Below are 26,248 nucleotides of genomic sequence, written 5' to 3' on the forward strand. Positions count from 1 at the left end.
AAAGTTTCTAACCTCCTACTTCCCATTTTTTGTTAATATTTTGTTACAAATTGCCATAGCGATCGCCTTATAGCTCTTGCTGTGTCTGCCAAGGATTAACCTTAGTCACAAAACTTAACATTTAGTCTTTAAGTGGTCTAAACTGTTGTTCTGAAGCTACAAAACAAAATGGTTGATTTAAAGCTGTCATCCTTTGTCAGTAAGGTTTTCACTAATTTACAAGCAGCCATTTTGAATTTTGAATTTTGAATTTTGAATTGCCAAAGTTACTCTAGCCACAAGGGTATTTACTAGGTATTTTTTCCTACTTTTGCCGTAGTTTTGAGGGTAACAATGAGGCAAAAAATAAAAAAAATCCCGAAATCCATATAAATTAATGGTTTCATCTATCCACTTCTGGCTTGAACACCTTAGAATGATTCATTGAAAAGTAGAGCCGATGGGATGTACAGCCATTTTGAGTATAAATACTCCCAAAGGAAGACTTTTGTATCTCTCCAAACAGAGATTTCAGTACAGATGCGACAAAGTGCATTCGTACTGAATATCGAGTAAACATTACAAGGAGTTCCAAATGAACAAAGGTGAATTGGTTGATGCAGTAGCTGAAAAGGCGAGTGTAACTAAAAAACAAGCTGATGCCGTCTTAACAGCCGCTTTGGAAACGATTATTGAAGCTGTTTCTTCTGGCGATAAAGTAACGCTAGTAGGATTTGGTTCATTTGAATCACGGGAACGTAAAGCTCGTGAAGGTCGTAACCCCAAAACTAACGAAAAGATGGAGATTCCAGCGACAAGGGTTCCTGCTTTCTCCGCAGGTAAATTGTTTAGAGAAAAAGTAGCACCCCCAAAAGCGTAGGTTCTACTGTTAGGAAGCTTAATTTGATGCGGCAACCATCTCATGGGGGAAATTTAGCTTGGGCAGCAGCATTAGCTGGCTGTTCTGCGGATGCAATTGTGGATTTTTCCGCAAGCATTAGCCCGTTGGGGCCGCCTCAAAGTGCGATCGCTGCTATTTGTTCACAAATTAGTAATCTCAGGCATTATCCAGACCCTGATTACAGTGAACTGAGACTAGCTCTAGGTCATTTCCATGAATTACCTATAGAGTGGATTCTGCCGGGCAATGGTTCAGCAGAATTACTTACCCTCGCAGGTAGGGAATTAGCTCAATTAGCAGCAACAATTTTACTAACTCCAGCCTTTGGTGATTACTACCGAACCTTAATGGCCTACAATGCCAAAGTCCTGGAGTTTCCCCTTCTTAGTGCTGAGAGACGAGTACTGAGGGACGAGTACCAATTACCACAACTCATCAGCCCCGCTACCGCTAACAGCACTCATTACGCTTTATTACTGAACAATCCCCACAACCCAACAGGAAAGCTATTTACACGCGAGGCAATTTTGCCTTTATTATCACAGTTTGCTTTGGTGGTGGTGGATGAAGCATTTATGGATTTTGTCGCACCAGATGAGGAACAAAGCCTGATTCCGGTGGTACAAGAATATCCCAACTTAGTAGTATTGCGATCGCTCACAAAATTCTATAGTCTCCCCGGACTGAGATTAGGATATGCGATCGCTCACCCCGACCGTTTGCAAAAATGGCAGTTGTGGCGTGACCCCTGGCCTGTCAACACCTTGGCGGCGGCGGCGGCCATAGCTGCCCTTACGGATAGAGATTTTCAACAACAAACTTGGCAGTGGCTACCACCAGCACGCCAAGAATTATTTCAAGGATTAACCGCCATCCCAGGATTACAACCCCTCCCCAGCGCCGCCAACTATTTATTAGTGGAGACACAACAATCGAGTTTGCAGTTACAGCAAAAATTACTCCAACAACACCAGATTTTAATCCGAGATTGTCTAAGCTTTAAAGAACTAGGCGATCGCTTTTTCCGCACAGCCGTCCGTTCCCACACCGATAACCAACGCCTATTAACAGCCATTAAATCAGTGCTGAGTGCTGAGTTGTAAGTCAGGAGTGTTGACTATGGACTATGGACTAATGACCAATGACAATTGATTACGATGTCGTGATTATTGGCGGCAGTCTTGCGGGGCGCTATGCTGCCTTAACTGCCACACAACTAAGAGCTAAAGTGGCATTAGTTGAGCCTCAGCTAAATAACAGCGTAATTTTTCACCAAGCCATCAGTGAGGTTGCTAACCTTGCCCAAAAATCCCGTGATTTGGCTGGTTTTGGTATTAATACTATACACGCTGATACTGCCGAAAAGTGCCAAATCTCTGTAGCATGGACAGAAGCATTGCGATCGGCGCAAGGTGTTGTTGCTAATATCCAAGAACAAACATCACTAGCTAACTTGGCAGCACAAGGAGTTGATGTCATTGTTGAAAGTGGTCAATTTGAAACTACCCCTCATTTAGCATTTGCTATTAATCAGCGTTTACTAAGAGGTCGTACTTACTTACTCGCCACTGGTTCTCTCTCAGCAACTCCTCAAATTGAAGGACTACAAGCTACTGGCTACCTAACACCTACCAATCTTTGGCAATATCTACATAAGCAAGCTTTCCAATCTCCAGAACTACCTAAAAATTGGGTAATTATTGGTAGTAGTCCTCAAAGTATTGAAATATCACAAACTTTAGCAAAGTTGGGTTGCAACGTGACTTTGGTAGTTAAGTCTCCTCATCTTCTACCTCATCTCGACCCGGAAATTGCCCAATTGCTGCAAGCACAGTTAGAAGCTGATGGTGTGCGGGTGCTGACTCAAAAAGTAGTCACGCAAGTTATGCGCATTGAGGATAAAAAATGGATTCAAGCTGGAGAAAAAGCTATTGAAACTGATGAGATTGTAGTAGCTATAGGACAGCAACCAAACATAGCATCTTTAAATTTGCCACAGGTCGGGGTGAAATGGCATCAGCATCGTTTACTCGTCAATGATCAACTACAAACTACTAATCGCCGAATTTATGCTTGTGGGGATGTCATTGGTGGTTACGACTTACCCAACATTGCTAATTACGAAGCCAGAATTGCCCTCAACAATGCTCTATTTTTTCCCAGGTTAAAGGTTGATTACCGACCTATTCCTTGGGCAATATTATCTTCCCCAACCCTAGCGCAAGTAGGTTTGACGGAAAATCAAGCAAACCGACAATTTAACAAACAAGAAGCTTTAATTTTACAAAATTACTATAAATCAATAGCAGCATCACAACTCAGGAATGAAATCAGTGGTGTTTGTAAGTTAGTTGTGAGGCGCAACGGTGAGATTTTAGGCGCAACTATATTTGGTGCAGAAGCTGGAGATTTAATTAATATCATTGCGTTAGCTATCTCTAGGAATATTTCGATTCAAGATTTAGCTAATTTATCTACTATTTATCCCAGTTTTTCGGAAATTATAGACCAAACAGCAAATCAGTTTAGTCAGCAGAAGTTAAATAACAACTCGGCTCGACAAGAATGGTTAGATGACTTCTTTCAATTGCGCCGTAATTGGAATTTATAGTTTATCTGATATTCTTCTTGGTTAAAAATCATACTTATAGAAAGTTTAAAGAAATAGTGATTTGTTATCTATACAACATTGTTTTTTTCGGTTTATCACTATATATTATGTAAAGCTTTTCTACAAAACCTTGTATATTCTAAGGCGAGTAACACAGTCATCAAGATTTGCTTTTGAGAGTATAAGTAGAACAAGGTGAAAAAACCAAAGTGTGTAAAGATAAGTAAATACATAAATGTGTCTACCAAGGTAACAGGGATATGGGCAGCCGTTTAAGGGTATTTCTGACTCCTAAGCAAGATAAAATTTTGTTCAACCTGAGAACGGCAGATGTACCCCAGAAAGTGAAAGACCGAGCCGAAGTGATCAGATTAAGCGCACATGGTTGGTACGTAGAGAAGATAGCAGATCACTTTGACTGGACTGCCCAAACAGTAAGAGAAGTTTTGCATAGATGGGAAAAACAAGGTCTAGAAGGACTGTGGGAGAAAGCAGGGCGGGGAGGAAAATCAAGGTGGGCAGAAGCTGACATGGCGTTCTTAGAAAAATGCTTGGAGCAAGAACCACGTACATATAATAGTGTTCAATTAGCCCAAAAATTAGAGCAAGAACGCTCCGTGAAATTGAGTCCTGACTGGTTAAGGCAGGTACTCAAAAAAAGGGGGTCATTTGGAAGCGAACTAGAAAAAGCCACAAAGGAAAGCAAGACAAAGTATTGCAGCAAATCAAACAGGCAGACTTAGAGATGTTGGAATTATCTGCTGCTGCTGGAGAAATCGATTTAAAGTATATGGATGAATCAGGGTTTTGTGCCTGGAGTGAACCCAGTTACAGTTACTACTTCCGAGGTCAGCAAAAACGCCTGGAGCAGAGTAAGCGTCGGGGTCGAAGGTTAAGTATTATTGGGTTTCTTCAACCCCTAATTAGTTTTGTGTACGGTCTAGTGATTGGTGGCGTTTCACGCAAATCCTATATTCAAATGATGGAGCTTGAAGCACTTGAAGCCCAAAAAGCAGGTCGTATCAGAGTCATCGTTCAGGACAACGGCCCGATACATCGGTGCAAAGAAGTTCAGCAATTATGGACAAAGTGGGAAGAGATGGGTTTGTACATCTTCTTTTTACCTAAATATTGCTCAGAGATGAATCCAATTGAATTGGAGTGGCAACACCTGAAAAAAAATGAACTAGCTTCTCAAAGTTTTGAGGATGAATTAGACCTTGCCTATGCTGTCATTGATGGAGTTCAAAATAGAGGAGAAAAGGGAAACTACAGTACGCAACGTGTAAAATTTAACTCTTATTCTTCTGCTTAATTCTTTGTTACATACTTATAAATTTTCTCCACGACTTACTTAGACTAGTGTTTATACTCGCTTTTTTTCTTCAATATGTAGCAACTAATAGAACTGTTTAAAAGTGGATGACTTAAATTCCTGGCTGGGGAGAGGCTGAAAAACTTGATTATTGTATACCAAATAAAACGACGTAAAAAACCGAACTATGTAAACAATAGTGAAATAGGCTAGAGCCTTCTTCGCTCCTGCTTGGTTAATTTCGACTACCGCCTAGCCGAACCACCACTGCCTTCTGCTATATTGTCTTTGCTATATTTTTGTAGCGAAAAAGGAATTTTGATATGCTGCGTCGCTGGATAGTATCTACTTGTGCCATTCTTTTATGTATATTTTTAATAGCGTGTAATACTACAAATACTCCGCAACTACAGACACAAGCTAAACCAAGTATTACAACAGCTAATAGTGAATCTCAAGAATTACCCAAAATATCTGCTAAAAGAGTTATCACTCTTTCTTCTTTAACTACTGATATTATCGCTCAACTTGATAAAACAAAACTTGTGGGTATTTCTGGTAGTGCATTGTTTAAAAGTGACCCACGTTTTCAAGATATTCCTCGTGTTAGCGAAGGTCAAAGTCCTCCTAATTTAGAAAAAATTGTTGCCCTTAAACCAGATTTAGTCATTGGCGCAGAAGGCTTCTCTAACCAACCAATTCAACGTTTACAGCAATTAGGTATTGAAACTTTGCTCACTCAAATAAATACTTGGTCATCTTTGGAAGATATTACTAAAAAACTTGCTCAGTTAATTGATGCTAATCCTCAACCTTTATTAGAAAAATATAATAGTTTTCTTCCAGAGGGAACAAAAACAAATATTTCGACTTTAGTTCTGGTAAGTAGTCAACCAATTTTAGCTCCAAATAAGAATAGTTGGGCTGGAGATTTGTTAGAAAAATTCCAGGTAAAAAACTTAGCCGCAGAGTTACAAGGTAAAAGTCCGATTTCTGGTTATGTGACTCTTTCAGCAGAGAAGGTTTTAGAAGCAAATCCAGAAGCAATTATTTTAATTAATTCTCCTCAAAGTAGTTCCAAAACGGCAGTTTTGGATGATTTCAAAAAGCAGGGTTTTTGGCAAAAATTAGCAGCAGCTAAAAATAATCGAGTATATGTTTTTGATTATTATGGATTAGTAAACCCAGGTAGTATAGAGGCTATAAAAAAAGCTTGTGAGCAGCTTAAGCAAGATTTCTTATAGGTAGTTAACACAGTTAAGTTAAGGCTAAAAATTAGAACTAGTAATTTAAAAACAGATGATAAATAATTCAAAGTTTGTAGTAAGGATTTTAGTTCTAAAAAAAGGGCTAAAGCCCTTACTACAAACGAAATTTTATCTTTGAGAAACTGATACGGTTTTTGTCGCTTTCTCCGAACCACCTGTTAAACTGCGGAAATATAAACCGCCTACAGTGAGTAAAAATACGAGATAGCCCACTGCTTCTACAATATAAAGATGTTCTCTATAACCAAATAATGATTTAAGAACTATTCCTGGAAACTGCTCATCAGGTAATATTTTTTCAGTATTCCAAACAAGCGGTCCTAAAATACAAGAGTGAATTTTAGTAAAGTGTTCGTAATAGAAACAAAGGTCTTCTGAGGCGCGGTTGCTTAGAGCTAAATTAGCTATAGCTTCATCAAAATGATTTAGGGCAGAAACTACTAATCCTGCAACAATTAAAACTAATAAAACGCCCATCACTTGGAAGAACTGGCGGATATTAATTTTAACGCCCAGCTTAAATAAGAGTACACCGATCGCAGTTGCACTAGCTAAACCCGCGATCGCCCCAACTGCTGGGACAATTCCCTGTTGAAAGTTAGCGGCAACAAATAATACCGTCTCAAAACCTTCGCGGACAACGGCAACTAATATTAAACTAAAAACCCCCCAGCCAGCATTAGCATCTTGCGTTAGCGCCTCAGTAATTGCCCCTTCAACTTGGGCTTTCATGAATCTGGCTTGTTTCGTCATCCAGAGTAACATCCAACTGAGCATGGCGATCGCCAAAACACTAAACACACCTTCTAGCATCGGCTCAACTACAGAGGCGTATTGAGGATTAGCAGCTGTGACTACCTTAATTATCCAAGTGAACAGCACCCCAATCAGCGCACTAACAACAATACCAACGCCGACACCAGCATACACCCAAGAATTGAGGCGGCTTTGCTTGGCTTTTTTCAGTAAAGCCAACACAATACCAACAACTAAGGCGGCTTCTACTCCCTCTCGGAGTGTAATGAAATAAGTAGGTAGAGCAGTACTAAAGTCCATGATGTTAGTTATTAGTCAACGGTCAACAGTCAACAGTCAGCAGTCAACAGTGAGTCCAGTCCTGTAGGCGGGTTTCCCGCCGTAGGGAACTGGCGAACCCGTTCGCGTTAGCGTCCCGTAGGGAAGGGTCAATAGTCAACAGTATTAAACTATAGACTATGGACTATTGACTCTGGACTATTAACTAAAATCTCTCAGCATTTTTTTCAATTCGAGATTGTGCATCTCTTCTTGTCCAATCATGCCACGAGCAAATTCTTCTAGGTAAACACTGGCATTAGTTACAGTATCTAGCAAAGCTTTATACATATCCAATGCCCTTCGTTCATGGTTCAAGCTTTCTTCTAAGATATCCTTGACTGAATGCTTATGGGTTTCCTCCATTGGGGCAATTCTTAAGCTAGGATGTCCATCTAATCCCGTGAGAATTTCGCCTGCTTGTTGGGCATGAAGTAAGGATTCGCTGGCTTGTGCTTTGAAGAAAGCCACGATGGGAATGCGATTAGGCCCAGTCACCATCAAAGAATAATGGGTATAGCGTACTACCCCAGCCAGTTCAAATTCCATGATGGCATTGAGTAAGTCGATGGTCTTATTGTGGTCAAGCTCTTGCATTAGTAGATAATCACAATTATGAATGGAGCGTCATGAGTAAAAGGTTACAGGTGTTAAAAGGTTAAATAATGTTCACTTTTAACTTTTAACAACCTTATACCAATTCTTTGAAATTAAGCAACAGATATTAACTCCAAAACCCTTGTAATATCTGGTTTTCTTAATTTTAAATTTTGAATTTTGAATTGGTATTACTCCCCATTTATTTTAAACTTGTCAGTTTCCGCATCCAACCGAGTAGTCAGCTATTTTTGCGCTTGTGTACTTGATTGATCAATCACCTTTTGAGAGTTTGCCTCAATATCTTTGATTAATTTAGTTACTTCTTGGGTGGTTTTAACTGGTGTTGCTGGAGGGATGGCGGCTGGCCAGACTTTTTTGAGTTCAGCAAAGCTAGTTTGTATGGCTTTGTTGGCTTCAGGGTTTATTTGCGCTAATTGAGAAGAAATCCCTTGATAGAGTTCGTCAGCGTAGAATACAAAGCCGCGAGAGTCTTGATATTCGATGGCAGCAGAAATTTTACCATCTGCGATCGCCGCGCCGTATTCGGAGTTAGCTGCATCTAATAAACCGTTGACTACTTGCAAGACAAATCCGGGTTTGTTGCGTTGGGCTTCTGGTAAAGTGGCGATCGCGCCATTAATAGACTGCTCTGAAGCACTAAAATTAGTCTTGACTTTGGCATCTTTTGGTTTAGATTTGACTAAATCTTGCAAACTTACCAAAGTTGTCTTAAATTCTTTAACCTTACGTTCATTTAATTGGTCTTCCACATCCACGTAGATTTCCTCTACAGGGTGTCCAATGTGGGGTTCTGCTTGTTTGGGCTGATTTTGGTCAAGTAGTTCTTGGGCTACTAATAAATGTCCTTTCATCAAGCCCAGCTTTGTCATGTAATCAACATCTTTGGCTTCACCCACTAACACAACTTCTTGTACAGTCACCTGATCCTTAATTTGGTCGAACTGTTCTTGAGTAATAACTTTCTTCGTTACTAAATCTTCAGGACTACCGTAGGGACGACCAGCTTGAATTTTGTTTGATAAGGCTGGCACACCTAACTTACCTTCAAACTTATCCAACTCTGACAAAATAGCTGTGTTGATATTGATTTTGGCTTTACTAGCATGTCCAGCATGATTGACAGTTTCCGTCGTCTGAGCGGTAGAGTTAGCAGTACCTGATTGGGAATTATCTGCTGTGGGTGTTCCTCCAGTGCAAGAACTTAGGGAAACGATGAAGCAGGCGGCGACAGCCAAGCAGATGTAACGAAGTTTAACCATTGTTGTTTCTCAAGGTAGGAAAAGCTAGTAATTACTAGGTTTTTAAGCTATTGCTTATGAATAAAATTTGATATATTTTTGCAATAGATATTATGAATGTTTACCATAAATGATATTCTTTATCAACTATCAGAAAAATTTTCCTATTAAACTTAATGATATTTTCCAACTTACTGAGTAATTTACAAAACTATGAGTTTTATAATCCAATCAGGCCCTTGCCTAGTTTTAGCAATTCCCAGGTTGCCGCCTGGGAATCAAAACATACGAAACAAATTAGACTCTATGTTCGCCCACTGCTTTTAGGCTGCATAGGGTCTTTACTTTACTGAATCTGCGTATAATTTGCCTTCTACTGTCAGAGATTTTACATGAAACCCCTGGAATTTTTCTTTCTGACTAACACGAAACATAGCTACAGGGTAGCTAACAGCCATCAGGCTAAAAACACCAACTAACATCCAGACGTATTTGTGCATTTGTCTACTTGATGTGTGGTTTGTTTGCCGCATAAATTTACTCCTGTGTGTACTTTTAACTCAACGGTAAATAAGGGAATAAAGGATGCCAAGTCATAGCTGTAGCGGCAATAAATAAAACAAACATCCAGAAAAATATGGTTCTAGATTTAATTTGTTTATTTCGCCAAATCATTGAGAGAAACACCCAACTAATTAGCCAACCTAGCAGCAACATAGTTTCTTTGCCTGTGTAACTGCCAATATTGCCCCACAATTTACTCGTACTTTGGCTTCCAGGTATCCATTTTCCTAGTTCCCAAACTAGTTTTTCTGTGTCTTTGGATGTATCCGATAAATGATGCGTCACCATCATGGCAAAACAGCCAATTCCTGCACTAATTAAAGCCGCAGCCGCCGGGCCAGAAACAATTGGGGGATTTTTTGCACCCTCTGCTAGAAATTTCGGAAATCCCTTCAACTGATTCCATATTTGACTATAAATAGGTTCATAGTCTGATGGTGAAGATATCTGCCTTGTCATTACTCTTTCCTTCAATATTGCGATTACAAAGCGTGAATTTTCGCCACACCCAAACCTGTAACTAAGCCACCCATAGAGAAAAACATCATTGCCATTAAAGCCACACAAGTTGCTGTTAAAACTGGACGATTTTGTTTCTCTAAAATTGAGTCGCCATACTTCCATAAAATCCAAGTACAAGCTACGCCTAAAGGCAATGTAAACAGTACACTAAATTCGTGATACTCCATGAGTACATACTGTCCCAGAGGCGAATTTTCTTTTAACCACGCCCTCGCACCACCAAATTCTACCCCGGCACGATAACGCATATATGCCAAGTTACCTGTAGCTATTCCCAAAAATGTAATTAAGCTCGACCAAAATGTGAGGGTTCGCATTTGTGGCAGAATTTTACTTACACCCCTCAACAAAGGAAAGGCTAAATGTCCTGTGTATACAGCTACAACTGTTGCTAATAATGCACCAAAACCATGAATTGTTCCCATCCATCTTTGCCAAGGGCTAGGATGTAATAAATTGAAGAAAGGCAGACTCAGAAACATTCCTGCTGACAAAATGCTTAATCCATAAACAGCAACCTTAGCAATATCTAGCTGTTTAGGAAAATCGTAGGAATTTGCATCTACCTGTGAGTTTAGTACCATAAAAGCCTCTAAGGAGTAGTAAACGTTATTAGTTCTAATACAATGGCAGGTAAAACTTTTTCTCCATTCGATTACCAGAAGAATGAAGAAATATTTTTCGTACTGATTAGAATTAATTAACTCTTAAGGTTGATGTAATTAACAATACCTAGTTATTGGAATAAAATAAATGTTTATCAATACGAAATATTCTATTTCTTTCCAAAATGGTGATAATTTTTTCTTATTTTATTGAAGACAAAAATAGTTAAATTATTTTAAATTTTATTGTAATAGATTTAATATTTACTACACGGTTTTAACGCACTTGTTATCTGTTGGGATTGCTGCTTGTGCTGTACATGATTGAATATATTCTTCACTTGTTCAATATTTAATTTTTCTTGTTGGCTAACCTGCTCAACTCCTAAATTATTAACTTGCGAGTAAATACTCACTTCATATCTTTGTGTATATTTTCGGCGATAATCAATAAAATCTAGATGTTCGGTAAAGTAACGCTGACAAATTCGACAGTAAAATTGGCGGCGAGGCAAATTTAAGTAAACAGGTTTACCAAATGCGGCTAAGTCTCTGACTAAAATTGGTCTGACTTGGTGTAATTCTTCTGTGTAATGAGAATGTGGGCAATACATTCCTTTAGCCGAAATTGTTAAGTTAAAAACGATCGCTTCTTCAGAAATATCCTTGGATTCTACTTGCACGCCTTGTAAATCCAGTAGGTTTGTTAACTCCATATTCATGTCCATATCTTCTCAAAAAATAAATGAGATAATTTATCATTTAATTGATATGATTGAAGATTAAGCAGATGAATTTTGAGGATTGTTCGCAACAACTTCAAATTGACCCATACAACCGTTCTCGGCAAGTGCATCTTGATGAGGATGGAACATATACTTACCTGGATAGCGAAACGCAAACTCTAGTATGTGTCTTTCCGCAATTCCCATCGTCAAGACATCAGTTTTCTCACTAGCCTGCATACTCATGCCATATCTATACACATCAAAGAAGTTGGCGTGGAGGTGAAATGTTACAGCCGGATCAAATTCGATAATGTTGAGGACATATAACCGCACTAACTGATTTTGATAAATCTGAATCGGATTATCCATATAGTGATGGGGTAATCCGTTAAAAGCATAAAACTCATTATGGTTATCATCGTTAATGTCATAACCAGCCATCACCAGCACTATCTCATCAGCCGGAGGACGAGGTGTCGGCGGATCGATGATAAACATTCCATATAAACCTTTGGCGATGTGGCGGGTAACAGGTTCAATATGACAATGGTACAAGTGAACGCCGTAAGGTTCTGCGTCAAACTCGTAAATTGTGGCGCTATTATTACTTACTGGACGTATCCCATCCATTTCGGCTGGATGTACACCATGAAAATGTAGCGAGTGGGAATGTCCAGCTTGGTTGTGAAATAGTACTCTAATGCGATCGCCTTGTTTTGCTCGTAGTGTCGGCCCTGGTATGCGACCATTAAGATCCCAGATGTTGTAGGATACTGCACTATTTAGCTGAATAACCGAAGTACCAGCCGTTAACTGAAACTCTCGAATAGTGCGACCATTTTCTTTTTTCACCGTTCCATAATCAAACTCTCGCAGCATCCGCATGGGTTGCGCAACATTGTCAGGTGCGTCCATTTCCATTTGCGGCACTCTGATCACAGACTTACTCTGTGACAAGGTATTCCACAGCACCGCCGCACCCGTTACGCCAGCACCCGATATCCCCAATTTCAGTAATTGACGACGACTCCACAGACTTTGATTACCCAGCACAAAATTATCGGGCATGACATTCAACCACAAAAACAAAACAAGTTGCAAATCTTTTGCAACTACACTTGTGTATACTATAGGACACGAGAATTATTGTCAATAATATCAGGAAGTTATCAGAATTTCCTCAACACAATTTTGCCTACTTTGCACCGTGTAGCTCCTGACTGTGTTCCGATGCGTTAGCTGGTTATAATAAATTTATTTCATGAATACGGCAAAGGTTAAACCTCAGCGAAAGATGTATTGTAGAATTTATTAAGGCTAAAAATAGTATTACTTAAAAATCCTGTGTACTTCTTTTGTTATTTATATGTACTTTCTGTGTCAATTTTATTTATTAGAGCAAACAGATAGCCAATAGTGAGCAAATAATAACTCAACTCAAACCTTGCTGTCCATATCTTCCAACCTGCTTGATTCTATCGATAACTATTGATACTTGATATGGTAAATCAACAGATGTATGTCATATTGTTTCTTAAATGGATTTAGCCAAACCATAACAAGCTCTTCTTTAGAAAAAGAATATTTAATACATTTTATACACACTTGTCAAAAGTAAAGTTGATCGTATATCTTTTGTCAATCAAGCAACAAAAAGTTTCTTGATGAATTACCTAATTTAATTATAAGAGGTCAAAAATGACAGCTTTTTCTTCTAATCCAGTTTTACGTAAGACAGCGAGTGTTACTCTATCTAAGCCTGTGCAAGTATCACTTTATATGATGCTATCTTCTCTCGTTATCTGGACTGTGTTCTTCTCTACTTATCCTGCTGCTCACAACACAACACACTCATTACGCCACCATACAATAGGTGTTGCTTGCCACTAATTTAGGGTCTTTACTTGAGAAGTATTTCATGTAGTGTAGATAAAGCAAAGCAAAAAGTCTTTACACTACATGAACTTTCTCTAAGAAGATGTATGATTTATGACCAATGTTTTAACAATTATTTTTTAAATATGTAATAAAAGCTGAATATAGTTATCTTGGCTTCAAGCTTGTTTGACAGGAAACTAGTCAAGTGTAAAATTATCTAACTTTTGTGAATATTTTATGCGGAAATATAGATTATTTGGGATGATTAGCGCCGTTTGTATTGCTCTTTCGGTGCTTTATTCATTTGTGGGTGTAACACAAACTTCTGTGCCTAAAGTGCAACTTACGACTAACCCACCCCTAGAAAAGATTCTTCCCTTTGAAGCGGAAGCGGAGAAACCACAATCTCCTGTTAAACTGACGTTGCAAGCAGTTGATGCTAGTAACAAACCATTAAAAAATGCCTTGATTAATGTAGAACTTTTTACCCCAGCATCTAATTTTTGGTTGACTACAGATTTTCCCATTGTAGAAGGAACAAAATTATTGCAAATGAGCGCAGCTGCACCTGATGGGAAGCTAGAATTTCAGCAAATATTGCCTATTCGTGGTCATTACCAAATAAAGGTTAATGTATCACCTTTAATAGCAAATTCTTTTGCTCCTTATGAGCAAACCTTAAGTTTAAACGTGCGAGAGAATCCTGTTAAATATAGATATTTTGCTGTTGTGGCTGCTATTTTATTGTCAATAGGATTACTTGGTGGCTGGGTAATTGGTGGACAAGAAGAACTCCGACAAGGGGAAATAGCACCACAATCTGTGCGTTTATTATTAAGTGCATTAACTATAGTAGCTATAGTTACGTTACTCTTTATCAATATAAGTGCAGAAGTAGCTGAAGCTCATGGTAGTGGACACTCAACCACTCAAGAACCTATCGCACCCCCGACACAAAAAATTCAGGGGTTGGAAGTCAAACTGGAGGGAGACAAAACCGCGACTGTAGGTAGGTTGGCGAATTTTAGTGTACAGGTCATAGACGGTAACACAGGACAGCCAATCAATGATGTAAGTTTACAAGTAAAAGCGATCGCTTTAGAACATGATTTACCAGTATTTATCTACAAAGGCTTTACCAGTCAAGAAGGCAAATTAATCTGGTTAGAACAATTTTTTGATGGTTCACCCCACAAAGTAGAAATAGAAGCTACTTCATTACCCGAATCCCAGCGTCAATTCGCACCAATAAAAGTTGCACAAGTCATTGAAGTAGAAGGTATTGCTCCACCAATATATATTCGATTGATTTGCTTATTCTATTTTACTGCGATCGTCGGTATTGGGATGATAATTGGTTTACTAATACAGCAATGGAGAAAACCACAACTCAATTTTAAGTAAGTGCTTTATAGCTTGCTTACTGAATATAGCTAGAGCATTTATGACTCAATAAAACACCCAGTTTTATCAAAAAGCTGGGTATTTTATTTGCATTATATCTATCATATTAATTCATTAAACTTAAGTATAAATCTGCCGTAAACCTTCTTACGGCAGATTTCTGCTTGAGAGTGGTCTTAAAATATCAAAAGTTATTGACTATCAACAAAACTTTGCTTACATGAGGATAGAGCTTTATTTTTGATAAATATTTTGCCAAGGAATTTGCGTTTTACTTTATAAATCATCTTTAAGAGAGATGACATTTTTGGTATAGAGCAAATATCCCAAATTTTCATTACGTAAACTTGATTTAAGTTTTAACTTAATAAAAATAAATATCTTGCTAAATAAGTAAATTGTTTGCATATTTTTTTATTATTTTTATTTTCAAATTAAGGCTTAAAATCCCCTGGTAGGGCATTGAAAACGAAAGAAAAATAGTGTTTTTAATAATTTAAAGACTAAATTAAATTATTTTTAATTGAGTGAGATTAAAAGTTAGTTACGGGGAAGATCATGCACATTCCTGATGGATTTGTGTCTGTGCCAGTGGCAGGCGCAACGGGTTTGGTAAGTTTGGCAGGACTATTAATTGCAAGTGCGCGATCGCAAGCAGCATTTGGTGTTCGTCGCGCTCCCATACTCGGATTAACCACTGCATTTATTTTTGCGGCTCAAATGATTAATTTCCCAGTAGCAGGGGGAACTAGTGGACACTTACTAGGAGGGACATTAGCAGCGATCGTTTTAGGTAGCCCTTGGGCGGGGATGTTGTGCATCGCCACAGTTTTAATTATTCAAGCTGTGTTATTTGCCGACGGTGGGATCACCGCTTTAGGAGCAAATATTTTTAATATGGCATTTGTAGGAGTTTGGGTAGGCTGGACGTTAACCCAAACATTGCAACGCTTATTTGGTGGTTCCACGAAGCGCCTACCCTTAGCAGCTGGGATTGGGGCGGCTGTCAGTGTAGTAGTAGCAGCTATCGCTTGTGCGATTGAATTAGCCCTTTCAGGAACCGCACCCATAGGTATAGCTTTACCAGCCATGACTGGTATTCATATCTTGATTGGTGTAGGTGAAGGCTTAATTACAGGCGGTGTATTGACTTACCTAGCGACAGCACGACCTGATTTACTTCCAGGCGAACAACAAAAATTTCGTGGTTGGTTAGTACCAGTCGTTAGCATTGTATTAGTAGCTGGTGTATTGTCACTTGTCGCCTCAGCCTGGCCAGACGGTTTAGAAAAAGTAGCAGGAGACTTAGGTTTTATCAAACTAAGTCAACAAGTCAGAATCGTTGTCCCCACACCCTTAGCAAACTACGCAATTCCCGGTTTAGGCGCAATTGGTACAAGTATTGCTGGACTTCTGGGGGCTGCGGTTTGCTTCGCTGTTGCCTTTGGAATTGCCAAAGTAGTGAGACCGAAGAATGCTTAAAATGTCCTTGCCCTTACGGTTGCATCTGTCTCTAGTGATTGTTGTCGGGGCAGCTTTATTAAAGCATCATGCTTGGTATTGGTTGGGTGCGTATGCTGCGATCGCCTTAATTTGGGTAGCCTTATTGCGCGTATCCTTAGCCAAATTAGGAGGACTGGTAGGTACAGAGTTAATTTTCCTCTCCCTCGTAGCCTTACCCTTGGGATGGGAGAGAGCGATTTTTTTACTCGTTCGTTCCCTGGTGTGTTTAGTCGTCATGAATAGCTTTTTATTGACCTTACCACCCCACAGTTTCGGCATTGCCCTCAAAAGCTTACCAGTACCAGCAGCCTTAAAAGAAAACTTACTTCTAGCTGGACAATACCTCGAAATCTTACTAGCCGAAGTCACACGGATGCAGCGCAGCGCCCAATTAAGAGGTATCAACGGTGCAGCTGGCTGGCTACGTTACGCTAGTGCATCTATGATTGGCGCTTTATACATCCGCACCCTAGAAAGGGCAGAACGAGTCAACGCCGCCATGATCATTCGCGGCTACAACGGAACACTACCCATCGATTCCCACTTCAGAATCAAAGAACGCTTCCTACTTCTATTCGCTTGGGCGATCGCACTTTCGTTTACAGCCACTTCTTACCTGTGAGTCATTAGTCAACAGTCAACAGTCAACCCAGAGTATCTACCTTGACATCCTTAACTTCCCAAACCCAACCCTCTAGCCGTCATCCACAAACAGGTGTGATCGAGGTACAAAATTTAGTCTTCGCCTATCCTCGCCAAGAACCAGTCTTGCATAATCTATCATTTACCTTAAATCCAGGCGATCGCGTGGCGTTGATGGGTGCAACCGGTTCTGGTAAAAGTACTTTATTAGAGAACCTCATTGGTTTAAAACAACCACAATCAGGCAAAATCTCGGTTAATGGTATCCCCTTAGAACCTCAAACCCTACCTCAAGTAAGGCGATACATTGGCTTTGCTTTTCAAGATGCCAATGACCAATTATTTATGCCCACAATCTTAGAAGACATTACTTTTGGGCCTCGTAATTACGGCGTACCTCCCGCAACCGCCACCGATAAAGCAAGACAGTTACTCGCTGACTTCGGTTTAGAAGCTTACGCTAACCGTTCAGCACATGAACTTTCGGGAGGGCAAAGAAGACTTGTAGCTTTAGCTGCTATTTTGGCACTAGATCCGACAATCCTGATTTTAGACGAACCAACCACTGGTCTTGATCCTGCATGGCGGCGACACTTAGCGCAAGTTTTACTCAATTTACCAGTGCAAGTGATTTTAATAGCATCCCATGAACTAAACTGGTTGGGAAAGGTGACTCAACGTGCTTTAGTCTTATCAGGTGGACGCATACAAATAGACAGCGATATTCAGCCCTTGTTACAGAATGGTGACACCTTAAATCAGTTGGGTTTACCAATAGACTGGTAAATTGTTAACTGTTGACCGTTGACTGTTGACTGTTGACTAAGTGGTAAGTACTGGGTGCTGAGTGGGGTTATTAATAATAACAGTTGACTGTTGACTAATGACTATGGACTAATGACCAATGACTAAATTACTCGTACTAGATATAGACGGAACCATTTCTGGCGAGTCCAATACAATCAGCCAACGTGTTAAAGAAGCGATCGCCGCCGTACAAGCAAAAGGTATTCAAGTGGCGATCGCAACTGGACGGATGTATCGTTCAGCCCTACGCTTCCATCAGGAAATTAACTCTACCTTACCCTTAGCAGCTTATCAAGGTGCATGGATTCAAGACCCAGCTAACCAAAAGATTCATCAGCATTTACCTTTGGCGAGAAAAACAGCCCAGCAATTACTAGATTACTTTGAACAACCACAGTGGCGATCGCTGCTTTCCATCCACTTCTACATAAATGATCAACTCTATGTGCGGGAAGTCACTAGAGAAACGGCAATTTACGCCCAACGTTCTGGTATTACTCCCATTGCGGTGGGTGATTTACGCCAAACTCTAGATAATGAACCGACAAAAATTTTAGCCTTGTGCGACGACACAGAAGCAATCAGCAACCTCTTAGGAACATTACGCCGTCAATACACCCCGGCTGAACTTTACTTGACAACATCCGTCGCTACCTTTTTTGAAGCAACCAATCCCTTTGTCAACAAAGGTAATGCAGTACGTTATCTAGCCGAAGAACTATTAAGCATACAAAGCACCGATGTCATAGCTATTGGCGATAACTTCAACGATGTAGAGATGTTGGAATACGCTGGTATTGGTGTCGCTATGGGTAATGCGCCTGATGGAGTGCAGGCGATCGCTCAATGGGTAGCCCCCACCGTTGAAGAAGATGGTGCAGCTGTAGCGATTGAAAAATTTCTACTTTCCTAAGCCTTACTTGTTACTTTTTGTAAAGTACAAATTAATATTTCGTACTGAATAAATTGAAAGTAAATATCTAACAAGCAATCTAGTTATAAAAAAAATAACCTAATAAAAAACCCTATAGATCAGAAAGAACACCGACGACTGGCCGTGTTTCGTCTCGGTGTTCTTGCTGGTTCGCTCCTCACACTCTAGAAAATATATCCGACAATAGATAATACGTCAATACTTAGTTATAAAAGTTTTGATTGTCATTGGTCATTAGTCAACAGTCCACAGTCCATAGTCAAAAGGCAAGGAGGCAGAAGGCAAAACTTTTGAATTTTGAATTTTGAATTTTGAATTGATGACTCCCTACTCCTAAAGCTCAAAAGGCGCAACACTCCCCAGCTTTGTCACCAGTAATACCCTTAAAACTATCTGGGTAGCCAGCACTAATCCCAGTCTGGCTTGAGTGAGTTCGGGACAATTAGCCTTGACTTCACCCCAAATTCGACACTGACTCCAAAAAGTTTCAAAAGCTTGGCTTACATCTAACCCTAATTTTTCCCAATTCATCTGCTTATTATCTTGGGGAAATATCAAGCTATCTACCGCACCTATTAACTCAGAAATTAAATACCTTTCTGCTGAGTGGTTAAGAATAAGTTGTGTTTCACTATTTAACCAAGGTATTTGCATAGCCGATACCAAACCTGAGAGCGATCGCTCTTGCCAATTTTCTGGCAATGGTTCGTTAAATTGGATAATTCCTTCACGTTGAGCTAGCAATATTAACGAAAAACAACGTGCATGAGCGTACTGTATAGCAAATAAGCAATGAGTGTTAATAATTTGCTTAAGCTCTCTTTGTTCCTCATCTGGCAAATCAACGGTTGTTATATGTTGTAGCCAATTTACCAGCAACCGATCTGTTAACTCTAAATGAATCCACCCAGGTGCAACAATTCTTACAAGTAAGTTTTCTTTACAGATTGCTAATACTTGAGAAGTGATAATCTCGGCTATCTCCATAGATTTAAGATTATGATATTTTGCCAGCCGCAGAGCTACACCAGAAATGTATAGAACTCGATTATCATCTCTAACTTTGTACAGTGGTATTTGGTTTTGTATTATGCTTTGCTGTTGCTGATGGTAGTAAAATCTATCTATCGATGCTAGTAAATAGCTGTATAGCAGCTTTCTGATTGCTGTATATTTACTGACTAGTATATTGCAATACACTTGAATTTTATGAGAGATTAAGTTTCATAAAATACTAAGGAGATTGTCATCTGCCGTTAGATAGAATATTCTTCTGGTCGAAGAAAAATGAGAATACCATAAAATTTGATAAATATTCGATGAATAATATGTAAACTTTACTACCATCATTGTACAGTAGGAAGTATAACAAAATAGTAGGGCGCAAATTGCTCTCTACTTTTTGGATGGCTGACGCTGTTGGGCGTTAAGCCTACTTCAAACAAAACAAAGACACTCCTTGCACTTTTTTATGTCGTCTTTGTCTTCAGCCGAACGCTCTTTGTTACCTATGCAATCTCCATCCTCCTTTTCTGAGGCATCACGCCCTTTCTTAACTTGGCAACGCATTCTTGACTGGGCCCAAGAACACTATCGCTGCCGCACCTTTAGCAAAGATGAGCGCATTCCAGCCAGACCTGGTTTGCTCTATCTAGTGCAAAGAGGCGCGATCCGCATGGTAGGAACCGCTCAGGTAAGTGCGACAGCCAGTCAGTTGACTTCTCGACGGATCAACAGAACCCCAGAAGAAGCTTTCTTGGGATTTGTAGGTGCTGGACAGCCGTTTGAAATTGTTGCTCAGTCTCCATTCACGCTCCAAGCCTACGCTCACGTTGATCAGACTGCCGTACTTTGGATGTATTGGCACGATTTGGACAACTGGCCTCACTTCCGTCGTGAAGTGATGGATGCCTTCAGATACCAACACCAGCGTAAATTGCTGTGGCTCAGTGCCTTGGGTCAACGGCGTACAATTGACAGACTCTTAGGATTCCTCACCTTGTTGATTGAGGAATATGGAGAACCAGCCATGAGTGAAACCGATCCCGATGTCATTCGTGGTTACTGTCTGCCTTTTCCCCTTACTCATGCCCAAATTGGTAGCGCTATCGGTTCAACTCGTGTAACCGTTACCCGCTTAATGGGCAAATTGCGTCAACGTGGTTTAATCCTCACCCAAGGGGATAATTTGATTTGTTTGCCAGCAGAGTCAATCAACAGAGCTAGCTAAAGCTTAATTGACTGTTTATAGGGCATCTACGGCTAGGAACTACCATTCTGGCTAACAGCAATAGCAGATTTTGGTACAGTTTGGCGGTCAAGCTCCGCACATCGTTTCCTACCCCCGATCAGTCAGCAGTAAGTCGTCGCCAGCAACACCCGCTTACTGCTCAGTCCCATCAATCTGTTTGGCCACCACAAACAGATTGTCCCATCGGGCAAGTTTGTATTTACAGGTTGAATTGACAGATTATATTTCAGGAATATTATTTCAACACTGATGAGTGGATTGGCTCAAAGTCAAACCCAGTACGAGAGCGACCACCAGTAGCTATTCTGACAAGTTGCACTGTAGCATTGCGATCGCCTAAACTAGAAAACCGAACTACACCAGCAGCACCGGGAGCAGAAAAGTCAGGTGAAGAAAGAGCTTGCTGTACTCCAGTACGTGTAGGATTAAGATTTAAAGCAGCGATCAGAGCTACAGTAGCATCGTAAGCCATTGCTGTGCGCCAGTTGACATCAGCGCCCCACAACTGACGCGATTTCTGGGGAAAACTTGCTTTAGGATTACCGTCAATATGCCAAGGAACAGCTAGAATCATGCCTATAGCTTGTTCACGTCCTACTTCTAAAGTCTTCACAGTATAAACATCGTCACCTGCAAGCAGAGTTAACTTTTTCTGGTTAAGCTGCACTACTTGTAATGCTTTATCCAAGGTTTCATTATTAGCCGCTAACATTAACACTTCTGCACCTTGTTTATTGGCTTGCTCTAAACTTTTAGCTGCACTAAAATCTGCCTTAGACAAATCAAATTCACTAGATACTTGTCCACCTTCTAAAGACACAGAGGAAACAAACTCAGACTTTAAAGATTGACTATAATTACTTTGGGAATTAAAAAATACTACAGCATTTTTTTTCTGCAAGCTTCTTGTCATGTAATTAGCTAAAGTTCTTGCAGCTATAAAATCACTAGGAACCGTCCTAAAAACGTAACGGCTAAAGTTAGAAATTTTTACAGAAGTGCTAGTAGGAGAAATGGCTACAAGTTCGCCAGAATTATATATAGCACCTGCGGCTAGGGTAGCATCGCTAGTATTAGGCCCAATTACGCCTAAAATTTCTGGATTATTGACAAAGTTACTAGCAATTTGTTGAGAAATTTTTGGATTATCTTCGTCATTGGCGATCGCCACTTTTAACGGTATGCCTTTAATACCCCCAGATTGATTAATCTCATTCTGAGCCTGAGCAATACCACGTAAAATTTCTAATCCAACGCCAGGATCAGTGCTTAAAGGTAATGATGTAGCAACAGTATAAGTTTGATTATAACCGCTTCGAGCATTATTTAAGTATATAAGTGCTTCTGGGTCGTTACGATTGCGTTTAAGGGATGCTTCTAAGTTAGCGATCGCTTGCTGATAATTTCCTTTAGCTAAAGCCTCAATCCCGGCTTTTTTTTCAGGTGTAATCTCACCTGTAATTAGACTTTTATCGCCAAAACTAATACGTTCTTTTATTTGCTGCTGATTAGCGGGTGCTGATGGTGGGGTGAAAACATTAACCTTAACTCCCGCAGGCTGGCCAAAAAACCACCAAGCAATACCGCCTAATATTCCCACTGTAAGCAGCAGAGATATTACTAAAACAGTAGTTTCATTCTTTTGCGACATGAACTAATTTTAATTATTTTCCAGTATTTTTATATTAAAAAATATAACTTTTTATCTCAGCATTATTCGCTAATTACTTAAGTCTGATAAACCCCGCCTTCTCTATCAATTGTTGTCCCTGACTTGTTAATAACCAATTGGCATAGGCTTTTCCTGCTTGCTCGTCTATTTGACCATTTTGCTTCACAATCACAAATAGATTACGGGTAATTGGATAGTCGCCACTACGAAAAACGGCAGTATTTAACTGGTTACGCTTATTAGGGCATTCTGATTTAGGTATATATGGTTCCTGATATGGAACGATAAATCGTTGACTATCACGACCTATTGGTAGCGTTTTTATATCACATTGAGGTATTACCTCTGGTGCAGAAGCATAATAAATAGCACCATCAATTTGAGCTACTTTTCTTAAGGCTTCTGTAGTTGTGTCTATATAGCTAATATTTTTACCGAAACTGGTATTTTCCAATACATTCTCGATAAAAAACTCTACTGTACCCCCGGCAGCTTGACTGCGAGTGATGGGAGTAATTGGTAAATTTGGGCCGCCAACTTCTTGCCAATTAGTAATTTTACCTGTGTAAATACCTTGAATTTGGTTAATAGTTAAACCTGGAATATTCAGTTTGAGATTAACTGCAATTACAATGCCATCAATTGCTACAGGAATTTCTTGCAAGCCAAAACCTCTGTTTTTGGCTGCTACATTTTCTTCACCTTTAACTGAACGCGAAGATTGAGAAAAAGCTAGCTGATTAGCAATTAACATCTTAATTCCAGTTCCCGATCCTGGCTTTTCTGTTGCTGGCTGAACATAACGTAAAACAAAGCGAGGGCAAGTTTGTTGTAATACAGAGTCTACATCTTTACGAATAGGAGCCCAGGTGGTACTACCACCATAATTAAAGGTTCCTTCGATTGAAATATCACATTTGCTTGGTAATGACTGATTATCAATATTGTTAGCGTTGCTAACAGTTGATTTAGGTTGCCATATATCTCTAAAAAACCACAAACCACTAAAGATTAAACAAACTGGGATAATAATTGCTAAAAAAAGGATAAGAGTTTCATTCTTTTGAGACATATTATCTACTAATCCCAAAATTTTTTACATAATCCGAGATAGGAATTGATAAATCAGACGAAATAGGGCTGTAGCAGCGATCGCTATCAAAGCAGCAACTAGAGAAATAAAAATAACTTGTGGTACAACAATATCGGGAATAAATAAAACAATACCAAAACTAGTTGCGGCAATAATTAATAAATTTAATTTTGTTAGCCAACGTTTTGTTTGAGCAAATATCAATAAGCTCAAAAAGCAGGTGGCAAGAATAAAAGAAATTATGGGTGATTTAATCAGACTGAACAGGGCGATCGCAATTAATCCTCCCTCAAAACCACTAAACGCTGCACCAATCAATAATTCTCCAATAGAAAAGGCACTTTGAGTCTTGCTAATACTTGCGCCTGGATGAGAAATTGAGGTGGGAATGATTGTTGGCGGTGTTAAATATTGACCAAGAGCATCCAGCACCTGATCGGCTGATTGAAAACGCTCATTAACAGCAGGTAGAAGCATCTTGTCTAGGATGTAGCGCAAACTTGGATTAATGTTAACTTTTTTCCACCATGTCCATTTATTCATGTATGGATCAAAAAGTTCGCTAGGGTCTTCACCTGATAATAAGTTGAGAACAGTTGCAGCTAAGGCGTAGATGTCGGTAGCAGGAAAGACTCGATTGCCTGATATTTGTTCAGGTGCGGCATACCCAACTGTATAAATCCCAGTGGTAGGGCCAGAAGAAATAGAAGCGGCTGCAACTTGTTTAACTGCACCAAAATCGAGAAGAAACAGTATGCCATCTTGACGACGCATAATATTAGAGGGTTTGATATCTCGATGAATAATTCCTTTGTCATGGATAAACTTAAGAATTTTCAGAACTTCCTGCATGACTTCTAGAACTTCTTGTTCAGAGAATTTCCCCTTATTGACTAATTCCTCTTCTAAATTCTGCCCTTCGATGTATTCCTGCACTAAATAAAAAAACTGGTCTGTTTGTCCTGATTGCTGGCTAGAAACCAGTATGGGAAAATAAGCAAACAATTCAGGTATTTGCTTGTGTTCTTTACCTATATAAGCTAAAACTTCTGCTTCTGTTTCAAATAGTCTTTCTGCTGTTTTGAGTTGATCTGGTGTTAAATTGCCAGCAGGTTGTAACTGTTTGACCACGCAAAGAGGCATCCCTGGAATGCGGCGATCGCGTGCCAGGAAAGCTGCTCCAAAACCACCCCTTTTAAGTAAATCGATAGGCACGTATCGACCATCCAGCAACAATGGCATACCGCAGCTAGTGCAGTATTTTTGCGGCGTTGTCTTCAGCGTTGCCATATCATCCAAATCAGGACAATTGTTATTTGGACGCGCACAGCGTGGACGAGTACAGTAAACTTTCATTTTAGTTTTTAGTTCATAGTCATTAGTCAATAGCCGATAGTTCAATAGTGCATAGTTTTTAACTAATGACCCTTACGGGTGCTGCTTTGAAAGTCGCTAGAGCCAGTTGCGTTCTATGTCAGAGTAATACCAACTTGGAAGCAACCCTGCTCTCTTAGCTTCTGTAAAATAAGAAGGCGATTGCTCACTAATGACTAATGACCAAAAATTTAGATGTCGTCTACAGTTTCAGGTATGGCTGCATCTAGTACGTTTACTAGGAGTTTCTTTTGTGCCAATTTTAACACATCCTCATTCCACTCAGGCGTGGCGAATTGGGGTAATATTTCTTGGCTAAAAGCTTCTGCTGCTTTGGAGCGATAACGATTGGGGTTGAAAATTAGCCATAGCGTTCGTTTGACAACTACGCCTTCGATGGGAGTACAGTGGAGGACACCCATTTGCAATTCTTTGGCGATCGCACTTGTAGAAACAAAAGCTGCTCCTAAGCCTGACTGCACAGCATTTTTAATCGCTTCAATGGAATTTAATTCCATTTCAATTTTAAAACGCCTAGTATCAATCTCGCAGCGAGATAGGACTTGATCGATAACTTTGCGTATGGTGGATTGAGAATCTAAAGCAATGAATTGGAGTTTGTATAAGTCTTCTTTTTGAATTGTTTCCTGTTTAGCGAAGGGATGAAATACGGGCAGAATTAGGGCTAGTTCATCTTCGGCGTAGGGAATAATCTCTAAAGATTCTGTCAGTTCACCGGGAATTTCCCCACCAATGATTGCCAAGTCCACCTGTCCGTTAGCCACACTCCAAGCTGTACGCCGAGTTGAGTGTACGTGCAGTTGTACAGCGACATCGGGGTATTTTTGGCGGAACATGCCGATCATTCTGGGTAGTAAGTATGTGCCGGTAGTTTGAGATGCACCGACAATTAAAGTACCTCCTTGCAGATTTTGTAAGTCCTCAATCGCGCGGCAAGTTTCTTGACATAAACTGAGGATTTTTTCACCGTAACTGAGTAGTAGATGTCCAGCTTCGGTTAATTGAGCGCGACGGCCGCCACGGTCAAATAACGGGACATCTAACTGCCGTTCTAGGTTCTGCACTTGCAAACTTACGGCAGGTTGGGAGACATAAAGACTATCAGCAGCGCGCTTGAAGCTCCCTTCTACAGCGATCGCTTTGAGGATACGTAACTGATCTAAAGTGAAAGGAAGGTCAGACATAATGGCTCAACCCACAAATGAAAGGAGCAACGTTAGCAATAAATCATGTGACATAGCTT

General features: G+C 39.9%; 25 protein-coding genes. 12 read left to right on the forward strand and 13 right to left on the reverse strand.

What is annotated here, in order from left to right; translation table 11 throughout:
* The first annotated feature begins 574 nt into the window (after positions 1-574).
* From NSMS1_RS19200 to NSMS1_RS19220, 5 genes are all read left to right on the forward strand, one after another.
* Positions 575-859 (forward strand): HU family DNA-binding protein, encoded by a 285-nt coding sequence (locus NSMS1_RS19200; RefSeq protein ID WP_010998076.1) that lies wholly within the window; start codon positions 575-577, stop codon positions 857-859.
* A gap of 26 nt (positions 860-885) precedes the next feature.
* Positions 886-1,983, forward strand: a complete 1,098-nt coding sequence (gene cobD / locus NSMS1_RS19205) for a threonine-phosphate decarboxylase CobD (protein WP_224086370.1) — start codon at positions 886-888, stop codon at positions 1,981-1,983.
* Between the two features lie 38 nt (positions 1,984-2,021).
* A complete protein-coding gene (locus NSMS1_RS19210) occupies positions 2,022-3,491 on the forward strand; it encodes a dihydrolipoyl dehydrogenase family protein (RefSeq protein WP_224086371.1) in 1,470 nt (489 codons plus the stop codon).
* A gap of 260 nt (positions 3,492-3,751) precedes the next feature.
* A protein-coding gene (locus tag NSMS1_RS19215) for an IS630 family transposase (protein WP_224085966.1) occupies positions 3,752-4,806 on the forward strand; the annotation gives its coding sequence in 2 pieces (ribosomal slippage) (positions 3,752-4,144 and positions 4,147-4,806; 1,053 coding nt in all).
* Between the two features lie 323 nt (positions 4,807-5,129).
* Positions 5,130-6,050: an ABC transporter substrate-binding protein gene (locus NSMS1_RS19220; RefSeq protein ID WP_224086372.1), complete on the forward strand. Its 921-nt coding sequence runs from the start codon at positions 5,130-5,132 to the stop codon at positions 6,048-6,050.
* Between the two features lie 132 nt (positions 6,051-6,182).
* Here the strand turns inward: NSMS1_RS19220 and NSMS1_RS19225 are convergent, their stop codons facing one another.
* From NSMS1_RS19225 to NSMS1_RS19260, 8 genes are all read right to left on the reverse strand, one after another.
* Positions 6,183-7,130 (reverse strand): FTR1 family protein, encoded by a 948-nt coding sequence (locus NSMS1_RS19225; RefSeq protein ID WP_224086373.1) that lies wholly within the window; start codon positions 7,128-7,130, stop codon positions 6,183-6,185.
* A gap of 180 nt (positions 7,131-7,310) precedes the next feature.
* The gene (locus NSMS1_RS19230; RefSeq protein WP_224086374.1) at positions 7,311-7,745 is read right to left on the reverse strand and encodes a bacterioferritin; all 435 of its coding nucleotides are present in this window, start codon (positions 7,743-7,745) and stop codon (positions 7,311-7,313) included.
* 245 nt (positions 7,746-7,990) lie between these two features.
* Positions 7,991-9,028, reverse strand: coding sequence for a ComEA family DNA-binding protein (locus NSMS1_RS19235; RefSeq protein ID WP_224086375.1), 1,038 nt, complete (start codon positions 9,026-9,028; stop codon positions 7,991-7,993).
* A 320-nt stretch (positions 9,029-9,348) separates the two neighbouring features.
* Positions 9,349-9,540, reverse strand: coding sequence for a hypothetical protein (locus tag NSMS1_RS19240; RefSeq protein WP_224086376.1), 192 nt, complete (start codon positions 9,538-9,540; stop codon positions 9,349-9,351).
* A gap of 22 nt (positions 9,541-9,562) precedes the next feature.
* Positions 9,563-10,030 carry a hypothetical protein gene (locus tag NSMS1_RS19245; protein WP_224086377.1) on the reverse strand — a complete coding sequence of 156 codons (468 nt, stop codon included), beginning with the start codon at positions 10,028-10,030 and terminating at the stop codon, positions 9,563-9,565.
* Positions 10,031-10,053: 23 nt separating this feature from the next.
* Positions 10,054-10,677 (reverse strand): hypothetical protein, encoded by a 624-nt coding sequence (locus NSMS1_RS19250; protein ID WP_224086378.1) that lies wholly within the window; start codon positions 10,675-10,677, stop codon positions 10,054-10,056.
* A gap of 278 nt (positions 10,678-10,955) precedes the next feature.
* A complete protein-coding gene (locus NSMS1_RS19255; RefSeq protein WP_224086379.1) occupies positions 10,956-11,426 on the reverse strand; it encodes a transposase family protein in 471 nt (156 codons plus the stop codon).
* Between the two features lie 54 nt (positions 11,427-11,480).
* Complete coding sequence (locus NSMS1_RS19260; protein ID WP_224086380.1) at positions 11,481-12,494, reverse strand: multicopper oxidase domain-containing protein; 1,014 nt, start codon at positions 12,492-12,494, stop codon at positions 11,481-11,483.
* Between the two features lie 630 nt (positions 12,495-13,124).
* Here NSMS1_RS19260 and NSMS1_RS19265 point away from each other — a divergent pair.
* The 6 genes from NSMS1_RS19265 to NSMS1_RS19290 all read left to right on the forward strand — a co-directional run bounded on the left by NSMS1_RS19265 (position 13,125) and on the right by NSMS1_RS19290 (position 18,573).
* A complete protein-coding gene (locus NSMS1_RS19265; protein WP_224086381.1) occupies positions 13,125-13,316 on the forward strand; it encodes a CbtB domain-containing protein in 192 nt (63 codons plus the stop codon).
* Between the two features lie 225 nt (positions 13,317-13,541).
* A complete protein-coding gene (locus NSMS1_RS19270; RefSeq protein WP_224086382.1) occupies positions 13,542-14,708 on the forward strand; it encodes a hypothetical protein in 1,167 nt (388 codons plus the stop codon).
* A gap of 558 nt (positions 14,709-15,266) precedes the next feature.
* A complete protein-coding gene (locus NSMS1_RS19275) occupies positions 15,267-16,190 on the forward strand; it encodes an energy-coupling factor ABC transporter permease (protein ID WP_224086383.1) in 924 nt (307 codons plus the stop codon).
* Complete coding sequence (locus NSMS1_RS19280; RefSeq protein WP_224086384.1) at positions 16,183-16,833, forward strand: energy-coupling factor transporter transmembrane component T family protein; 651 nt, start codon at positions 16,183-16,185, stop codon at positions 16,831-16,833. Before NSMS1_RS19275 ends, NSMS1_RS19280 begins: the two co-directional genes overlap by 8 nt.
* A 41-nt stretch (positions 16,834-16,874) precedes the next feature.
* Positions 16,875-17,639: an energy-coupling factor ABC transporter ATP-binding protein gene (locus tag NSMS1_RS19285; protein WP_411908639.1), complete on the forward strand. Its 765-nt coding sequence runs from the start codon at positions 16,875-16,877 to the stop codon at positions 17,637-17,639.
* A gap of 118 nt (positions 17,640-17,757) precedes the next feature.
* Positions 17,758-18,573, forward strand: a complete 816-nt coding sequence (locus NSMS1_RS19290; RefSeq protein ID WP_224086385.1) for a Cof-type HAD-IIB family hydrolase — start codon at positions 17,758-17,760, stop codon at positions 18,571-18,573.
* 354 nt (positions 18,574-18,927) lie between these two features.
* On the opposite strand, the gene NSMS1_RS19295 is transcribed toward NSMS1_RS19290, so the two are convergent.
* Positions 18,928-19,794 (reverse strand): DALR anticodon-binding domain-containing protein, encoded by an 867-nt coding sequence (locus NSMS1_RS19295; RefSeq protein ID WP_224086386.1) that lies wholly within the window; start codon positions 19,792-19,794, stop codon positions 18,928-18,930.
* 271 nt (positions 19,795-20,065) lie between these two features.
* Between NSMS1_RS19295 and NSMS1_RS19300 the strand changes: the two genes are divergently transcribed.
* Complete coding sequence (locus NSMS1_RS19300; protein WP_015137174.1) at positions 20,066-20,824, forward strand: Crp/Fnr family transcriptional regulator; 759 nt, start codon at positions 20,066-20,068, stop codon at positions 20,822-20,824.
* Positions 20,825-21,080: 256 nt separating this feature from the next.
* On the opposite strand, the gene NSMS1_RS19305 is transcribed toward NSMS1_RS19300, so the two are convergent.
* From NSMS1_RS19305 to NSMS1_RS19320, 4 genes are all read right to left on the reverse strand, one after another.
* Positions 21,081-22,496 carry an ABC transporter substrate-binding protein gene (locus NSMS1_RS19305; protein WP_224086387.1) on the reverse strand — a complete coding sequence of 472 codons (1,416 nt, stop codon included), beginning with the start codon at positions 22,494-22,496 and terminating at the stop codon, positions 21,081-21,083.
* 73 nt (positions 22,497-22,569) lie between these two features.
* Complete coding sequence (locus NSMS1_RS19310; protein WP_224086388.1) at positions 22,570-23,589, reverse strand: PstS family phosphate ABC transporter substrate-binding protein; 1,020 nt, start codon at positions 23,587-23,589, stop codon at positions 22,570-22,572.
* Positions 23,590-23,613: 24 nt separating this feature from the next.
* Positions 23,614-24,966, reverse strand: a complete 1,353-nt coding sequence (locus NSMS1_RS19315) for a serine/threonine-protein kinase (RefSeq protein ID WP_224086389.1) — start codon at positions 24,964-24,966, stop codon at positions 23,614-23,616.
* Positions 24,967-25,175: 209 nt separating this feature from the next.
* Positions 25,176-26,189 (reverse strand): LysR family transcriptional regulator, encoded by a 1,014-nt coding sequence (locus NSMS1_RS19320; protein ID WP_224086390.1) that lies wholly within the window; start codon positions 26,187-26,189, stop codon positions 25,176-25,178.
* Between the last annotated feature and the right edge of the window lie 59 nt (positions 26,190-26,248).

The sequence above is a fragment of the Nostoc sp. MS1 genome (assembly GCF_019976755.1).
Taxonomy (GTDB): Bacteria; Cyanobacteriota; Cyanobacteriia; order Cyanobacteriales; family Nostocaceae; genus Trichormus.

Coding starts and splice junctions, on each gene's coding strand:
- NSMS1_RS19300 (WP_015137174.1), top strand. CDS start 20,066: ATGTCGTCTTTGTCTTCAGCCGAACGCTCTTTGTTACCTATGCAATCT.
- NSMS1_RS19275 (WP_224086383.1), top strand. CDS start 15,267: ATGCACATTCCTGATGGATTTGTGTCTGTGCCAGTGGCAGGCGCAACG.
- NSMS1_RS19210 (WP_224086371.1), top strand. CDS start 2,022: ATGACAATTGATTACGATGTCGTGATTATTGGCGGCAGTCTTGCGGGG.
- NSMS1_RS19230 (WP_224086374.1), bottom strand. CDS start 7,745: ATGCAAGAGCTTGACCACAATAAGACCATCGACTTACTCAATGCCATC.
- NSMS1_RS19255 (WP_224086379.1), bottom strand. CDS start 11,426: ATGGACATGAATATGGAGTTAACAAACCTACTGGATTTACAAGGCGTG.
- NSMS1_RS19225 (WP_224086373.1), bottom strand. CDS start 7,130: ATGGACTTTAGTACTGCTCTACCTACTTATTTCATTACACTCCGAGAG.
- NSMS1_RS19280 (WP_224086384.1), top strand. CDS start 16,183: ATGCTTAAAATGTCCTTGCCCTTACGGTTGCATCTGTCTCTAGTGATT.
- NSMS1_RS19310 (WP_224086388.1), bottom strand. CDS start 23,589: ATGTCTCAAAAGAATGAAACTCTTATCCTTTTTTTAGCAATTATTATC.
- NSMS1_RS19240 (WP_224086376.1), bottom strand. CDS start 9,540: ATGCGGCAAACAAACCACACATCAAGTAGACAAATGCACAAATACGTC.
- NSMS1_RS19305 (WP_224086387.1), bottom strand. CDS start 22,496: ATGTCGCAAAAGAATGAAACTACTGTTTTAGTAATATCTCTGCTGCTT.
- NSMS1_RS19200 (WP_010998076.1), top strand. CDS start 575: ATGAACAAAGGTGAATTGGTTGATGCAGTAGCTGAAAAGGCGAGTGTA.
- NSMS1_RS19220 (WP_224086372.1), top strand. CDS start 5,130: ATGCTGCGTCGCTGGATAGTATCTACTTGTGCCATTCTTTTATGTATA.
- NSMS1_RS19320 (WP_224086390.1), bottom strand. CDS start 26,189: ATGTCTGACCTTCCTTTCACTTTAGATCAGTTACGTATCCTCAAAGCG.
- NSMS1_RS19250 (WP_224086378.1), bottom strand. CDS start 10,677: ATGGTACTAAACTCACAGGTAGATGCAAATTCCTACGATTTTCCTAAA.
- NSMS1_RS19270 (WP_224086382.1), top strand. CDS start 13,542: ATGCGGAAATATAGATTATTTGGGATGATTAGCGCCGTTTGTATTGCT.
- NSMS1_RS19260 (WP_224086380.1), bottom strand. CDS start 12,494: ATGCCCGATAATTTTGTGCTGGGTAATCAAAGTCTGTGGAGTCGTCGT.
- NSMS1_RS19245 (WP_224086377.1), bottom strand. CDS start 10,030: ATGACAAGGCAGATATCTTCACCATCAGACTATGAACCTATTTATAGT.
- NSMS1_RS19235 (WP_224086375.1), bottom strand. CDS start 9,028: ATGGTTAAACTTCGTTACATCTGCTTGGCTGTCGCCGCCTGCTTCATC.
- NSMS1_RS19315 (WP_224086389.1), bottom strand. CDS start 24,966: ATGAAAGTTTACTGTACTCGTCCACGCTGTGCGCGTCCAAATAACAAT.
- NSMS1_RS19290 (WP_224086385.1), top strand. CDS start 17,758: ATGACTAAATTACTCGTACTAGATATAGACGGAACCATTTCTGGCGAG.
- NSMS1_RS19265 (WP_224086381.1), top strand. CDS start 13,125: ATGACAGCTTTTTCTTCTAATCCAGTTTTACGTAAGACAGCGAGTGTT.
- cobD (WP_224086370.1), top strand. CDS start 886: ATGCGGCAACCATCTCATGGGGGAAATTTAGCTTGGGCAGCAGCATTA.